We start from the raw sequence: 14,997 nt of genomic DNA, 5'->3' as shown, positions 1-14,997 counted from the left end.
GCGAGGAGGTCGCGTCGACCTTAATCAAGACGCTTCGGTGCGAGTGGATCCACGGCTTCATCGCCGACTTCTTCAACACTATCGGCCGGAAGCGGAGATCCGCTTTCGGGATGATTGGGCCAAAAAGCTGACCTTCGCGTCCAGCATAGCGTGGGCTGGTTTGCGCCACTTGCGGACCTTTGCCAATGATGCCGCGAAGGTCGCGTCTCGGACCCGTTGCTGCCCTTCGGTCACAGCTTGGGGCATATCAAAGGTGTGAACACGACAGACAAGCCAGTCGCGGAAATTGGCAACCGGGATGTCTGAACCGAAGGCGCTACCCCAGCCGGCGAACCGCTCGGTATTCGCGCGAGACGCTGAAAAAACAGCTGTGACCACGAACGCGGCCGGCTGCTGCGGCTGAAGGGACGAGGCGTCGCGATCTGCGGCCCCCTCAGCCGGTCGACTTCTTGAAGTTGGCGAGGGCCTTGTCCCAGTTCACCACGCGCCACCATTCCTTGAGGTAGTCGGCGCGGCGGTTCTGATACTTGAGATAATAGGCGTGTTCCCAGACGTCGACGCCAATCACCGGACGCGCCCCTAGCTCGAGCGGCGTGTCCTGGTTGGCTGTGCTGACGATGTCGAGCTTCTTGTCCTTGTTCACGACAAGCCATACCCAGCCGGAGCCAAAGCGGCCAAGGCCAACCGCCGTGAGCTTTTCGGTCAGGCCCGCATAGCTGCCGAAGGTGCTGCTTATGGCGGCGTTGAGGTCGCCACCGGGCTGGTTGGGGCCCCCGGGAGTCATCAGCTCCCAGAAGTGAGTGTGATTCCAATGTCCCCCAAGATTGTTGCGCACGCCTTCCGGGACCTTGCCCAGATCTGCCAGAATAGCCTCCATCGGCGTGCTGGCGAGCTCGGGCCAAAGCGGCACGAGTTGATTGCAGGCATTCACATAAGCGGCGTGATGGCGGTCGTGATGGATCATCATCGTGGTCGCGTCGATGTGCGGCTCTAATGCGTTGTTCGCGTAGCCGAGCGGTGGGAGCTTGAAGGGTTGGGTCTCCTGCGCAAAGGCCGCGGCGCCCAACAGGGTTGTGTTGGCTGCCGCGGCCGATGCTCCTGCGAGAAATAGAAGACTCTGACGCCTGTTCATGGTGTAGCTCCGGGTGAAAGTGGAACGCCAATGCTGCATGCTGTTCGTTTACGAGGTGTCGCGACTCCAAGCATCGCTTCGCGAAATTCCCTGAGGGTTAGCCATTGTTCCGATCAGTGTTGAACGAGATAGGTTTCAATCCTGCCGACACCTGCCAGTTCTACATTACAGCGCGGTTCGAGCTTCCAGGAGGTGTGCAGGGCCTGCTTGGTTGCCTCCGAAATCTGCATGCGGTCGGCCACGCCCTGGGACTCGAGCCGGCTTGCAATATTCACGGTTTCGCCCCAGACGTCGTAGACGAACCGATGCCGGCCGATCAGGCCCGCGATCACCGGTCCCGTGTGCACGCCAATGCGGATCCGAAAACCATCGTTGCCCCACGCTAAGGGCTTCAACGCGTCCAGCATGGATTTCCCCAGTGCCACGATCCTGTCGGCATGGTCAGCTGCCGGTTCCGGAACACCGCCCGCAGCCATATAGGCGTCTCCGATGGTCTTGATTTTCTCCACGGCATGCTTCTCCGCCAAGACGTCGAACGTGCTGAATAGCCCGTCGAGGCGTTTGATCAGGTCCGACGGCGGCAACCTTGCCGCTATGCTCGAGAAACCGACAATATCGGCAAAAAGAATGGTCACTTCATCGAACCGGTCGGCAATGAACTCTTCGCCCCGTTGCAGCCGTGCCACGATCTGACCGGGCAGGATCGCATGGAGAAGCGAGTCAGCCCGCCGCTTCTCCGCCTCGATCCGCTGAAGATACTGGTGCTCGCGGTCGAGCCAACGTTTCTTCTCCAAACTCGAGTTGATCCGGGCGCGCAGCAGGACCGGATTGAAAGGTTTAGGCAAGTAGTCGTCGGCCCCCGCCTCGATGCAGCGGACCACCGCGTCCACTTCGTCCAACCCCGATATCATGATGACAGGGATATGCCGCCATCGGCGCTCCGCTTTCAATCGCGAGAGCACCTCGATGCCGTTCATGTCCGGCATTAGGACGTCCAGCAGAACCAGGTCGAACTCGTGTTCCGCGAGGTGAGTCAGCGCCGACGGACCGGACTCGGCAGTGACTACCTGATGACCGTCACGTTGCAAGCGGCGCGAGAGGAGACCGCGGTTGCTGGTGATGTCGTCGACGACAAGTATGCGGCCACCGTGACCGGAGCTTGCGTCGTGCTCTGCCTTGATCAGTGCCCGTTCGAGCCCTGCCACATCGATCTCAGCCTGATCCGTGGTCCGCGGTTCCTCGCTGTCGGGTGCGCGCGAGAGGCCGGCAATCGCATCGACATGCGCCAGCAACTCAGCCGCCGCGGCGAGCATCACCCTGACATCCTCTTCCAGCGCGTATTCGTGCAATTCTTCGGCTTCTTCACGAATCATTTCGGAATAGCCGATGATGGCGTTGAGCGGCGTTCGCAAGTCGTGGCGCAGTTTCGCCTCGATCTCGACCCCTGCCCGGTTCTGATTGTCCGCTTTGCCGTGGATCAAGCTGTCGATCAGGCTACTCAATTCGCAAGCAGCGGCGCCAACCTTCTCTAGATCCGGTCTCATGTGGGCCAGACCGAGGTCCTGCACCTGCTCGGTTAGCAACTCCTGAAATCCTGAGATTGCCCGCGCCGGTCCGGCGAGCTGTTGCGCCAGATGGACGGCGATCGCATGGCGTTGGAACTTGTTCTTAGCAGGCATATTTTCAAACCGTCGGTCCGCGCCTCATCGATTCGCGGCAAGCAATTGTTCAATTTTCTGGACAAGTCGCGACAGGTCCACCGGCTTGCTATCGTAGTCATCGCAGCCTGCCTCGAGTGCCATTTCGCGATCGTTGGCCATCGCGTGCGCAGAAAGCGCAATGATCGGGATCCCGGAGGTGGCCGGATCAGCCTTGATCCGCCGGGTCGCCTCCCACCCGTCCATGACCGGCAAGCTCATATCCATGAGGATGAGATCGGGCCTTTCCGAAACGGTGAGTTCCACGCCCGACTGTCCGTTTTCCGCAATGAGGACTTCGAACCCACGCCGTGACAACCGCCGCAAAAGCATGTCGCGGTTCAATTCGTTGTCTTCTACGAGAAGGATCCTCGTCATCTTTAGCTTCCTTCAGCCATGGGGGTGGTTCCGCGATCGGCAATGCTGGCACCTGTCGACCCAAGTGGGAAGATCTGGCGCTCGAGGGCCTCGACCAACTGAGACCGACTATTTGCGCCCTTGATTACAACCGCGACCGCCCTGTCGCGAAGCCACTTGAGCTCGTCCGCCGATAAATCCTTGGAAGTCACGACGACGACCGGAATGTTCTGAAGCTCGGGCACCTGCTGCATCTCGTTCAGGGTCTGGAACCCGTCCATTTCGGGCATCAGCAGATCAAGCAGGACCAGACGCGGTAACAACCGCTTCATCAGCTTGAGGCCGCGCAGGCCATCGCTTGCCTCGTGAACCCGCCAATCCTTCTTGATCAGGATACGCCGAAGGAAGTCGCGGGAGGCTTGATCGTCGTCAATAACAAGCACATCGCGGTTGCCGCCGCCGCAAGCCTCTATTGTTCGTATAAGCTTCTGGGTGTCGATCGGCTTCGTGAGGTATTCGACCGCACCGAGTGAGAGGCCGAGTTCGCGATCTGCAAGTATCGTCGCAAGGATTACCGGAATCTCGCAGAGCTCCTTATCGCCCTTCAGTGAGCGCAGCACTGACCAGCCGTCCTGATGCGGCATGATGATGTCGAGAACGATTGCGGCCGGGCGATGCGCTCGCGCCGCGGCTATGCCTTCCTCGCCGCTTGCTGCTTCGATTGATGCCAGTCCCGCCTCAGCCAAGGACCTGGCGATGAGAGTTCGGGCGGCTGGTTCGTCATCTATGATCAGAACCGCCTGCTCCGAGGGCCTCGACGACAGCGGCTCGGCGGGTTTCTGCTCGCCAGGTTCTTCGTCGCACTCGGCTGGAATCTCCATTGTGAAAGTCGAGCCTTTTCCGAACTCGCTTTTAACGGTTACAACGCCTCCGATCATGCGGCAGAAACTCCGGGTTATGCTGAGGCCCAATCCCGTCCCGCCGTAGTTGCGAGTGGTGGAGGCGTCTGCCTGCGTAAAAGCATCAAAGAGCCGTTCTTGCTGCTTTGGCGTCATCCCGATCCCGGTGTCGGACACTGTGAATATCAGCCAGTCGCCGTCCGATCTCCTCTCGCGTCGAATCGCCAGTGTTACACGGCCCCCCTCGGTGAACTTGGCTGCGTTACTGAGGAGATTGAAGAGGTTCTGACGCAACTTCGTCTGGTCCGAATGCATCTTCCCGAGGTCGCCCGCGAGGTCCATAACGAAACTGTTTCGGTTTTTCGCCATCAGTGGCGCGACTGTGGCCTGGACATCGCGCAACAAGTCGGCGACGTCGAAAGTCTCGAGGAAATTTGCCATCTTATTTGCCTCGATCTTCGACAGATCGAGGATGTCGTTGATGAGCGCGAGGAGATGGCGACCGGCCCCGGCGATCTTTTCCACATCTGGCACGAACTCATTCATTTGCTGGTCGCTCGCCTCTTCGATCAGCATCTCGCTGTAGCCAATGATCGCGTTCAGTGGAGTGCGCAGCTCGTGGCTCATGGACGCGAGGAAGCTGCTCTTGGCCTCATTTGCCGCTTCAGCATGACTCTTGGCCCGCTCGAGTTCGACCTCTCTCTGCTTCAGTTCCGTGATGTCGGTGTAAACGGCGACGGTCCCGCCGTCAGGGGTCTTTCGTTTGCTGACGCGGACCCAGCGTTCTCCGAAGCGACCCTCGTGGACGAAGCCTGCCGGATCCTTCTGGATGCGCAGCCTCTTCGCAATCCATTCCTCCGGCGACGCGCCCTCAAGGTCGACGTGCCCGCTCGCCAAGCGTCTTTTCAGAATATCCTGAAGGCTTTGCCCCGGCAGAGTAGCTCGGTCATTGTCGGGAAAGATTTCGCAGTATTTGCTGTTGGCAAGAAGGACCTTGTCCTCCGAATCGAACAGGACAAATCCGTCAGAAATCGCCTCGAGTGCCGCTCCGATCGTCCGTCTTTGCCGCTCCGCCTCATCCTCCAGTCGTTGCTTTGCAATTGCGCTCGCCCGGAAAAGCCGAAGCGTCCGCGCCATCGCGCCGAGCTCGTCCCCTCCCTCTGCCTGTATTTCGACGTCGTAGCGTCCTTCCGTCAGATTTCCGATTACCCGGTTCAGCCGCCGCAACGGACCGACGATCGAGCGAAGAACAAGGATGGTGAGAAGTGACCCGATCATCACCACGATGGCCACCAGAACGGCAGCAGTAGTCGCCGTTTTCTGGGTTTCCGTTACGACCTCGTTGCGAGCGGCTTCTGCCTCGGCGCTCGCTCGGTCGACGAGTTTGTTAAGCGCAGCATCCACGTTTGCGCTGTGGGTGCGCGCCTCGGCGAGGAGAGTGTTGCCGATGATGCGGTTGTCTTGAGTATAGCTGTCTGCCGCCTCCAGCGCTGTTTTGACATAGGCATCCATCTCAACGCGGATTTCCCTGACCGCATCCGGTGATGATTTCGAAAGGCGGTCCAGATGTGCCAGTAGTCGCTCGCGCGCCTGCTCGGCATTACGCTGGGAATTCATCAACAAGCTAACCGACAGATCAGTCAGCCAGTATCGCAATTCGCCGAATGTTGCGTGCGCCGCAGCCGCAGTGGACGCGGCGTCGAAAAATGCTTTGGTCTCCGCAGTTCGATCTGCACTGCGATAAAGTGCCTGTGTGAGAAAGATTGACGATACGATAAGGCTGATAAGGCCGGCCGCTGTCAGCGCAGCTATGCGGGCCGAAATCGGTAGATGGGCAAAGGGACGCGCAAAGGGCCTCGCCGGCGCCGATACCGTTTCCACGCGGTGCGGTGATTGTTCCAAAGCGCTCATTTGAACAAGACGATGCTTATCGCGCCTCCCAGATCGCCCGCTTTGCCGCCCTCCTTTGGGTATCCTGTCACGTCGATCTCGCCCTTCGGCTCGCCGTGGCAGGAAAGACACGAGCCAGTATAGTATTCGGGCAGCAGCATTCGAAATGCAGGGCGCCCATCCGCCTCGGTGACTTCCGTGTAGGCTTCTCCCTTTGCTCTCTGCGGATCCAGCAAGACGCTTTCGATGATCCGTGCTTCCCATGCGTCCGGAAGCGATTTGCGGTTGCGCACGAGTTGCTCTGGCGCGGTCACGCGCACCCGAGCTTCGTTGCCGGCCTTGGCAGCGAACTTGTCATTCATCAGACGCGCAAACACCGCTGGCACGAAGCCTTTGAAAGCGGTTCCCGCGCGGTTGATGTTATCTTGCTGTTCGTCCACCACCTCTCGCATCGCCTCAATCTGGGCCTCAAGCAGACGCCGGTCGCGCTCGGTCAATCCGCCCGAAAGCGGGTCGTGGCCGGTGTGTTTTGAGTATGCGGCGATGGCTTCTCTCGTAATGCGCTCACCGTCGAGGTGCTTGTCGCCAAGAGCAGGATCATTGATGAGCGTCTGATAGTTCGAGATGATGCTTCGCCCCGCACGGAGCAATTCCGCGAGTCGTGTTCCCGTCACGACATCCTCGGTAACTCCCGCTCCGATGGCAGACGACACGACGAGTGCGCAGCCGACAAGAACAGCGGCAATGAAAGTCCGGGTCAACGTTGACATGGCGGACATTTCCGTTCCCTTCAAGGACGGCCTTTAGGGTATATTAGCATAACACGATAAAAGGCGGGGACCCAGCGGCAAACTTTGCTGGTTCCGCAACGAACAGTCTGGGCGACTTGCGACCCGCGAGCTCGGCCCTTTTTGTTGCGCTGTGGGTCGGCTTGAGCGAGATTCTAATCGCCTGCCCGGCAAAAGCCATGATCACCGCTATGTCAGGCGGGCATGACCGTTGCGAGAATTGAAAATTATGAAGGCAAACCAAGCCTGAACAGGCGCATGCTGCTCAGAGCTGCCGGCCTTGGTGCCCTTGCCGGGCTCGCCGCCTGCGCAACCGCCGTGCTGCCCACCGGCGAAGGCGCCGGTGTCTCTGCTTCCGCGGCCGGCACCCTGAGCGGCATTCGGGCCTCAGCCGGTCTTGGACCGCTTGTCGCCGATCCTCGTCTCGAACAGGCGGCCTTGCAGCAGGCCGGCTACATGGCGCGCCGCGGCCGCATGAATCACACCACCGGCTGGGGCAAGGACTTTGCCTCGCGCGTCAAAGACAATGGCATTGCCGGCGCTGCCGCCGAGAACATCGCCGAAGGCCGCTTCGACCAGCAGAAGCTGTTCGATATCTGGGTGCATTCGCCAGGCCACCGCCGCAACATGCTAGACCCGCGCTTCACCCGCTTCGGCCTCGCCTATGTACGCGACGGCCGCGACAACACGCTTCGCTACTGGTGCCTTGTGCTCGGAAGATAGCACGGTTTCGCCTTTGGTCGGCGGAGTCCGTGCCGGATGACCGAGCCGTCAGTCTTTGCGGCCGCCGAGCAACTCCTCGATGTCCTGCGCACAAACCGGTCTGCTGAAATGATAGCCCTGCATTTCGTCGCAATTGTTCCTGCGCAGGAAGGCCACCTGATCATCTGTCTCAACGCCCTCGGCGATGACCCTCAGGTTGAGATTTTGCCCCAATGAAATCACCGCGCTGGCCACAGCCTGGTCGTTCTCGTCGGCGGCGAGGTCCTTGATGAAGGACTTGTCGATCTTCAGCCGCGCCACGGGAAAGGTTTTGAGTGCGCTGAGGCTGGAATAGCCTGTGCCGAAATCATCGATCGAGATCTGGACACCCAGGCTTTGCAGGGCGTTCATGGTCGCGACGGCGAGCTCGATATCCTGCATGATAAGGCTCTCGGTCACCTCCAGCTCGAGATACCTGGCCTCCAGGCCGCTGTCCTTCAGCGCGCTGACGATGCGATCGATCAGGTTGCGCTCCCTGAATTGCCGCGCCGACACATTCACGCAAACGGTCAAGGGCGGCAGCCCGGCGTCTTGCCAGGCTTTGTTCTGCCGGCACGCCTCATGCAGAACCCAGTCGCCGATCGGTACGATCAGACCTGTCTCCTCGGCGGTCGGGATGAACATCGTCGGCATTATCGTGCCAAGCGTTGGATGGTTCCAGCGTATCAGCGCCTCGACCGCAAAAATCCGACCTGACCGAAGGTCCACTTGCGGTTGGTAGAGCAGAGTGAATTCCGAACGCGCCAAGGCGTTTCGCAACTCTTCCTGAAGCACGAATTTTTCATGCGCCCGGGTATTGAACTCCGGAGCGTAAAACTGGAAATTGTCGCGGCCGAACTCCTTGGCGCGATACATGGCCGCATCGGCATTTGCCAGCAGCGTATCGGGATCAGTCCCATCCTTCGGATAGTTGGCAATGCCTATGCTGGCCGTCGCCCGCACAAGATGCGCTCCGAGCCGAACCGGTTCGGCGAGTGCCGACCTGAGCTTTTGCAAGGTCTCGGAAACGAGATCGACGTTCGCCGGCTGGTCGAAAAGCACGATGACGAATTCGTCGCCGCCAAGCCGCACGACGGTATCGGTTGCCCTCACGCAGTCGACCATGCGACTTGCGACGATCTTCAGAAGCTCGTCTCCGGCATTGTGGCCGAGCGTGTCGTTGACAAATTTGAAATTGTCCAGATCGATGAACACCACCGTCACCCAGCGATCGTATCGCTGGGCGTACAGGACCGCCTGCGAAAGCCGATCCTCGAGCAAGGCGCGATTGGGAAGCCCGGTCAGCACGTCATGATTGGCCATGAAGTGGATCCGGTCTTCAGCCTGTTTGCGTTCGATGGCGATCCCGGCGATGCGCGTGGTGAAATCGATCAGGCGGGTCTCGGCCTCGGTCGGTTCGCGCACCGTCATCGAATACATCGCAAAGACGCCAAGCACCGCGCCCTGATGCGACAGGATCGGGGTCGACCAGCACGAACGCAAACCGTGCGGCCGCGCGAGTTCGCGATAATCCTGCCAAAGCGGATCCTGCATGATGTCAGCGACAATCACCGGCTCGTGCCGATAGACCGCCGTTCCGCAAGACCCCGCCCGAGGGCCGACCGCGGCGCCGTCGACGGCGTCGGTGTAGTCTTTCGCCAGGCTCGGCGCGGCGGCGTGGCGCAAGTGGCTGCCATCCTTGTCGAGCAGCAAGACCGAACCGAATATCCCCGCCAGTTGGGACTCGACCAGACGCATGAGCCGCTCGAGCACGTCTTCGAGGGGAGCGCTCTTTGCGATCATCTCGAGGATATGCGCCTGCCCATCGCGAAGGATTTCGGCCTGCTTGCGCGCAGTGATGTCGCGGGCAATGCCGACGAGGCCGAAAATGTTGTTTTGAACGTTGCGCAATGGCAGTTTCGTAGACAGGAACCATTTGCCGGTGCCTGACGCATCGACGACGAACTCCTCCTCGTCGATCATCGGTTGTCCGTCGCGCATCAGTTGCTGCTCGACGAAGCGAAATTTCTGCGCAAGATCCGGCGCATGAAGGTCGAAGTCGCTCAGGCCGATCATGTCGCTCGTGCTGTCTCGACCGCTGTCGGACGCAATGGCTCGGTTGGCGACGACGAAGCGGCTTTCGGTGTCCTTCACCCACATGTAGTCAGGCACCAGGTCGATCAGCGTCTGCAAGGAGATACGCTCGTCGACGACCAAGCGGTTGGCGCTGAGCTCGCTGATGTCCTCGTGCGTGGCCACCCAGCCGCCGTCAGGCATCGGTTGATGGCAGACCTGAATTGTCCGGCCATCGGCGAGCTCAGCTGTCCAGTTCCCCGAAGCAGTGCCCGAATTGACTGCCCGGGCCAACGCCAGATAGGCGTCCGCATTCATTGCCGAGGTCCCGACAGCGACGCGCCGCTCGACGATTTCGCGCAGCGCCGCGCCTGGCTGCAATTGCTCCGGTGCAAGGCGATAGATTTCCGCATAGCGCCGGTTGCACAGGATCAGCCGTTCATCGGCGTCAAAAAAGCAGATGCCTTGCGAGATGTTCTCGATCGCGGTCTGGAACCGCAGTGCCTGGTCCTGAAGCGCTGCAATCGTGGCGCGAAGCTCGCGCTCGAGCGCCTCATATGAGGCCGTCGCCAGTTGTGCCAGCGTCGTCAAATTGGCGGATTCGGGCACTTCGGCGGTTTGCCTGGATGATTTCGTGGCCAAACACAGTTCCTCCCGCTGATGCTTGAGGCAAGCAAAGGAGGCTCGCCTTCAACCCAAAAGCGAGTGCATATTGGTCGGGATATACTAATGGCAGGTGAACCGGCTCAACGCCGACGCAACCGGCACAGGCAACGGAAGCCGTGAGTCGGTCGCGGTTGCCGGAGCCGTGAGACTTAGTCCATATGCGCGGCAGGCGCTCCACCGGCGGGCGGCGCAGCCTTTGGCTTGCGCAGCAGGAAAACAAACGGGACGGCAAGCAGTGTCATCATCATCAGCAGCTTGAAGTCATTGACGTAGGAGACCATCATCGCCTGGATATTGACCATGCCATCCATCAGCGACAGCGCCGTCGGATCGCCGCCCGCCGCTGCCGGCGACGCCGCCCAGAGGTTGGGATTGAACGGATTGATATAGGCCGAGAGCTCAGCGTGGTTGATCTGCGTGTTGCGTACCAGCAGAACCGTCACCACCGACACGCCGATCGACGAGCCAAGATTGCGCACCAGGCTGAACAACGCCGTGGCATCGGTGCGGAAGCGTGCGTCGAGCGTGGCGAAGGCCACGGTGGACAGCGGCACGAACACCATTCCCATTCCAAGGCCCTGGATGACGCCGGAGCTGAGGATAAGCCAGTTGTCCATCTGCGGCGAGAAGCTGGACATCGTATAGAGCGATTGCGCGGTCAGCAGGAAGCCGATGACGACGAGGATCCTGGCATCGATCCTGTGCATGATCCGCCCGACGAACAGCATCGCGATCATCGTGCCGACACCGCGTGGCCCCAGGACGATGCCGATGGTGAGGGTCGGATAGCCGAAGATGGTCGACAGCATTGGCGGCAGCAGCGACATGCTCGCCAAAATGAGCACGCCCATGACAAAGATGAACGCCAGCCCGGTGACGAAATTGCGATCGAGGAAGATCTTCGGGTCGATAAAGGGATGCTCCGCCGTCAACGTGTGAATGGTGAATACCCAGAAGCCGGTGATGGAAAGACCAAGCTCGATCCATATCTCGATCGAGGAAAACCAGTCGACCTCACCGCCACGATCGAGCATCAGTTGCAGCGCGCCGACACCGAGCGAGAGCATGGCGAAGCCGAAGAAATCGAAGCTGCGCACCCGCCGGGCCACGCTGGGGAGATATGCGGCCATGCCGAGGAAGGCGATGATGCCGACCGGCAGGTTGATGAAGAACACCCAGCGCCAGTTGAAATTCTCGGTCAGCCAGCCACCCAGCGTCGGGCCAAGGATCGGTCCCAGCATGATGCCGGCGCCCCAGATGGCCATGGCCTGGCCGTGGCGTTCCCTAGGGTTGATGTCGAGCAGGAAGGTCTGCGACAGCGGCACGATGGCCGCGCCGAAGACGCCTTGCATCAGCCGGAAGAGAACGATGGTCTCCAGGCTCCAGGCGATGCCGCACAGCATGGAGAAGACGGTGAAGCCGACCACCGCCGTCAGGAACAGCTCCTTGCGACCGAAGCGGTCGGCAAGCCAGCCGGTCACCGGCGTCATGATCGCGGCGGCAACGATGTAGGAGGTCAGCACCCAGTTGATGTTGTCGGGGGAGGCGCCGAGATCGCCGGTCATGGTCGGCAGCGCGACGTTGGCGATCGTCGTGTCGAGCGCCTGCATGATCGTCGCCAGCATGAGCGCAACTGTGATCAGGCCGCGGTGCGGTACTTCGCGAAAGGGTTCTGGGGTGCTCATGACGTAAAACTTCCAGCAGGTAACAAAAACGTGTACATTAGGTTTCCGGACGGCGAGGCCCTCGCTGCAGAGAGACCCTCATCGCGGTGGGACGCGAGCATCGATGTGGGGGTTACATCGACTGAGCGTCTCGACAAAGCGGGCGCCTGCCGCCCGGAAACCTGAGGACCGAACTGCGCAACGTTGTCTGGTTTAGCCAGGCCGCAGCGCAGCCCGGCTACGCATTCAACTCTTCCTGCGCCTCCCTCGGACCAATCCTGTCACCTGCATCCATCTCGCTGTTTGCCATGCGGCCGCTGTCAGGCCTCTTTACTTGGCCTCGCCTGCCGTGGCGCGGCGGAAAATGCCCGGCAGCCCGCGGGAAACGCCGGTGTCCACCGTGACGGTCGCGCTCATGCCGGTGCGCAGCGCCATCTTGGCGTCGGCGTCGGTCAACTCCAGGCGGACCGGAATGCGCTGCGTGACCTTGACCCAGTTGCCGGTGGCGTTCTGCGCGGGCAGCAGCGAGAACTCGGCCCCGGTGCCGGCGCCAATCGCCTTGACGGTGGCTTCGAACGTCTTGCCCGGATAGGTGTCGACCACGATTTCGGCCTTTTGGCCCGGATTCATGTTGGTGAGCTGCGTTTCCTTGAAATTGGCGTCGACCCAGGTATCGCCGGTCTCGACCAGCGAAAATAGCGGCGTGCCCGAGCCGACATACTGGCCGACCTTGAACGAAGCGGCCTGGCTGATGATGCCGTCGGCAGGCGCTTTGACTGTTGTCTGGACCAGATCGTAGGCCGCCTTGTTGCGTGCAGCGAGCGCCGCCATCACTGTCGGATGCTTGTCGGTCTCGATGTCGGGATTGCCGCCAAGTGCCGCCTTGGCGCTGACGATCCCTTGCTGGGCCACGGCCAGCTGCTGCTTGGCCTTGTCGAGGTCGTTCTTGGCCTCGTCCAGCGACGACTTGGCGTTGATGCCCTTGCGGGCAAGGTCGGCGGCGCGGTCATACTGCGACTGCGCGTACTGGACCTGGCTTTCGTCGGACTTCTCTTGCGCCAGCGCCTGGCTGTAGGCCGCACGCAGCTGCTCGACATTGAGCCGCGCGCCGGCCACCGCCGCATCGGCCTGGGCCAATGCGATCCGGTACGGCTCGGGATCAATGGCGAACAACACGTCGCCCTGCTTGACAGACTGGTTGTCGAAAATATCGACCTGAACGATGCGGCCCGCCGTATCGGCGGCTATCGACACCTTGGCCTGCTGCAGATTGGCGTTCTCGGTCTCCTGATAGCGGCCGCCGGTCACCCAGACATAGCTGCCGCCGGCGATCAACGCAGCGGGCAGCACAAACATCAAAAGGAAGCGGCCGGCACGACGCTTCTTCTTCGGCGCCACCGGCGCCGGAGCTACCTGCGGAGCGACCGTTACCGGAGCTGCCGCCGGCTTCGCGGGAGCTTCCATCTCCAGCTTGGCCGCATTCTTATCTACTTTGGCTACCGCGTTCATGCTGCTGCACCTTCCGTATTCTTCACTTTTTCCGAGGGCGGCGTCTCACCATCCGCAAGATTCTGCACCATTGTCTCCAGCGCCTTGACCAGGACGCGGCGATCTTCCGGCGAAACGCCAACGAGCGATTCCTCATACACCTCGCCGGCAAGGCTCTTGACGTGGGCGTAGGCTGCGTTCGCCTTGGCGGTCGGGAAAATCATGCGCACTCGTCTGTCGGTTGCGTCGGGACGGCGCTCGATCCAGCCGCCCTCCTCCATGCGATCGACAAGGCGCGAGACGCTGATCGGCTCGATTTCGAGAAGCTCGGCAAGCCGCGCCTGCGCGACACCCGCCTCCTTGGCGACACGGACCAGAAGCCGCCATTGCGCCGAAGAAAGGCCGAAACCACTGGCGCGCGCCTCGAAGCGCTTGCGCATCAGGCGCTGCACGTCGTGGATCAAAAAGCCCAATCTGTCGATGCCGTCGGAAACCATGAGCGACATATATAATAAGCGTGCTCATAATTCAAGGAGCCGGATTGTGCCAGAGGGTGGCAAATGTGCATGGCAGTCACATCATGAGCGATTGCGAATGAGCATCGTGACCACGAAGAAAGCGCCGACCGAACTGGTGATGATGCCGATCGGCAGTTCCTGCGGCGGCAACAGCGTGCGCGCGAGAAGGTCGCTTGCCAGCAACAGCACCGCTCCGAAGAGGGCGCAGCTTGCAATCAGGCGCAGATGAAGCGGGCCGGCCAGGGTCCTGGACAGATGTGGGATCATCAAGCCAACGAAACCTATGACGCCTGCGACCGAGACAAGGATCGCCGTCGAGAAAGCGGCGACGAGAAATGTCATCCTGCGCATCCGCGCAACCGGGACGCCGAGGCTTTCAGCGGCATTCTCGCCGGCCAGGAAAGCGTCGAGCCGGCGGTGGTTCCAAAGTCCATAAACAAGGATGGTGCCTGCGCCCAGAGCAGCCAGCTCGATATTGTCCCAACGGGCCAGCCCGAGCCCGCCCATCGTCCAGAACAACACCGAGTGAGCGGCGCGCTGGTCTCCGGCAAAGACGAGATAGTTAGTCAAGGCGGTGAACATGAACGAGACGGCAAGCCCGGCGAGGATCAGCCGTTCGGGGCCTTGCCCCCTCACCCGCGAAACCAGCAAAAGCACGATGCCGGCGGCCAATACGCCGCCCGTGAAGGCCGCGACCGGCAACGTCCAGATACCGAAATGGTCGCCAAAAATGGTGATGACGGAAACCGCGCCGGCCGCGGCTCCGGACGACAGGCCGAACAAGAACGGATCTGCGAGGTCGTTGCGCGTTACCGTCTGCAGCAGCGCGCCGATGACGCCCAGCCCGGCGCCGACACAGATGGCCATAATCGTGCGCGGTAGCCTAAGATCGAGGACGATCTTGGCAATCGGGATCTTGCCGGCCGGACCGGACACGATGTCTCCGTCCAGCCCGGCGGCATGTCCGAGCGCAGCAATCACGTCGCTCAACGCGATGACCGTCGATCCATAGGCAATCGACAGCAGAGCAAGAGCGGCAATCGCTGCTGCTCCTGCTGTCATCGCCAATTCGAACGCTCTCTGG

At 60.9% G+C, this 14,997-nt stretch carries 11 protein-coding genes; 1 reads left to right on the top strand and 10 read right to left on the bottom strand.

Annotated features, from left to right (window positions below; genetic code table 11):
* Window positions 1–433 precede the first annotated feature (433 nt).
* The 5 genes from NKG95_RS25950 to NKG95_RS25930 form a co-directional block, all read right to left on the bottom strand.
* Entirely contained in the window at window positions 434–1,132 is a 699-nt protein-coding gene (locus tag NKG95_RS25950) for a superoxide dismutase (protein WP_084642425.1), read from the bottom strand.
* Between the two features lie 113 nt (window positions 1,133–1,245).
* Entirely contained in the window at window positions 1,246–2,811 is a 1,566-nt protein-coding gene (locus NKG95_RS25945) for an adenylate/guanylate cyclase domain-containing protein (protein ID WP_352481731.1), read from the bottom strand.
* Between the two features lie 24 nt (window positions 2,812–2,835).
* A complete protein-coding gene (locus NKG95_RS25940; RefSeq protein WP_023717114.1) occupies window positions 2,836–3,207 on the bottom strand; it encodes a response regulator in 372 nt (123 codons plus the stop codon).
* Window positions 3,208–3,209: 2 nt separating this feature from the next.
* Complete coding sequence (locus NKG95_RS25935; RefSeq protein WP_023717113.1) at window positions 3,210–5,996, bottom strand: ATP-binding response regulator; 2,787 nt, start codon at window positions 5,994–5,996, stop codon at window positions 3,210–3,212.
* Entirely contained in the window at window positions 5,993–6,754 is a 762-nt protein-coding gene (locus tag NKG95_RS25930; protein WP_023717112.1) for a Tll0287-like domain-containing protein, read from the bottom strand. Before NKG95_RS25930 ends, NKG95_RS25935 begins: the two co-directional genes overlap by 4 nt.
* Window positions 6,755–6,967: 213 nt before the next feature.
* On the opposite strand from NKG95_RS25930, the gene NKG95_RS25925 reads away from it, so the two are divergent.
* A complete protein-coding gene (locus NKG95_RS25925) occupies window positions 6,968–7,486 on the top strand; it encodes a CAP domain-containing protein (protein ID WP_023717111.1) in 519 nt (172 codons plus the stop codon).
* 48 nt (window positions 7,487–7,534) lie between these two features.
* Here NKG95_RS25925 and NKG95_RS25920 read toward each other — a convergent pair whose 3' ends face one another.
* The 5 genes from NKG95_RS25920 to NKG95_RS25900 form a co-directional block, all read right to left on the bottom strand.
* Window positions 7,535–10,219: an EAL domain-containing protein gene (locus NKG95_RS25920; RefSeq protein WP_352849104.1), complete on the bottom strand. Its 2,685-nt coding sequence runs from the start codon at window positions 10,217–10,219 to the stop codon at window positions 7,535–7,537.
* 173 nt (window positions 10,220–10,392) lie between these two features.
* Window positions 10,393–11,928: a DHA2 family efflux MFS transporter permease subunit gene (locus NKG95_RS25915; RefSeq protein ID WP_352495547.1), complete on the bottom strand. Its 1,536-nt coding sequence runs from the start codon at window positions 11,926–11,928 to the stop codon at window positions 10,393–10,395.
* 309 nt (window positions 11,929–12,237) lie between these two features.
* Entirely contained in the window at window positions 12,238–13,416 is a 1,179-nt protein-coding gene (locus NKG95_RS25910; RefSeq protein WP_023717108.1) for an HlyD family secretion protein, read from the bottom strand.
* Window positions 13,413–13,892 carry a MarR family winged helix-turn-helix transcriptional regulator gene (locus tag NKG95_RS25905; RefSeq protein ID WP_023717107.1) on the bottom strand — a complete coding sequence of 160 codons (480 nt, stop codon included), beginning with the start codon at window positions 13,890–13,892 and terminating at the stop codon, window positions 13,413–13,415. The genes NKG95_RS25910 and NKG95_RS25905 overlap by 4 nt, the downstream gene beginning before the upstream one ends.
* An 81-nt stretch (window positions 13,893–13,973) precedes the next feature.
* The gene (locus NKG95_RS25900; protein WP_352481735.1) at window positions 13,974–14,975 is read right to left on the bottom strand and encodes a FecCD family ABC transporter permease; all 1,002 of its coding nucleotides are present in this window, start codon (window positions 14,973–14,975) and stop codon (window positions 13,974–13,976) included.
* Window positions 14,976–14,997: the final 22 nt, after the last annotated feature.

Source organism: Mesorhizobium sp. M1423 (assembly GCF_040317575.1).
In the GTDB taxonomy this organism is placed as follows: Bacteria; Pseudomonadota; Alphaproteobacteria; order Rhizobiales; family Rhizobiaceae; genus Mesorhizobium.
This window is presented reverse-complemented; position numbering and strand designations above follow the sequence as displayed.

Excerpts from the sequence above, each read along its gene's own strand:
- NKG95_RS25950 (WP_084642425.1), bottom strand. The coding sequence starts at position 1,132 with ATGAACAGGCGTCAGAGTCTTCTATTTCTCGCAGGAGCATCGGCCGCG.
- NKG95_RS25945 (WP_352481731.1), bottom strand. The coding sequence starts at position 2,811 with ATGCCTGCTAAGAACAAGTTCCAACGCCATGCGATCGCCGTCCATCTG.
- NKG95_RS25940 (WP_023717114.1), bottom strand. The coding sequence starts at position 3,207 with ATGACGAGGATCCTTCTCGTAGAAGACAACGAATTGAACCGCGACATG.
- NKG95_RS25935 (WP_023717113.1), bottom strand. The coding sequence starts at position 5,996 with ATGAGCGCTTTGGAACAATCACCGCACCGCGTGGAAACGGTATCGGCG.
- NKG95_RS25930 (WP_023717112.1), bottom strand. The coding sequence starts at position 6,754 with ATGTCCGCCATGTCAACGTTGACCCGGACTTTCATTGCCGCTGTTCTT.
- NKG95_RS25925 (WP_023717111.1), top strand. The coding sequence starts at position 6,968 with ATGACCGTTGCGAGAATTGAAAATTATGAAGGCAAACCAAGCCTGAAC.
- NKG95_RS25915 (WP_352495547.1), bottom strand. The coding sequence starts at position 11,928 with ATGAGCACCCCAGAACCCTTTCGCGAAGTACCGCACCGCGGCCTGATC.
- NKG95_RS25910 (WP_023717108.1), bottom strand. The coding sequence starts at position 13,416 with ATGAACGCGGTAGCCAAAGTAGATAAGAATGCGGCCAAGCTGGAGATG.
- NKG95_RS25905 (WP_023717107.1), bottom strand. The coding sequence starts at position 13,892 with ATGGTTTCCGACGGCATCGACAGATTGGGCTTTTTGATCCACGACGTG.
- NKG95_RS25900 (WP_352481735.1), bottom strand. The coding sequence starts at position 14,975 with ATGACAGCAGGAGCAGCAGCGATTGCCGCTCTTGCTCTGCTGTCGATT.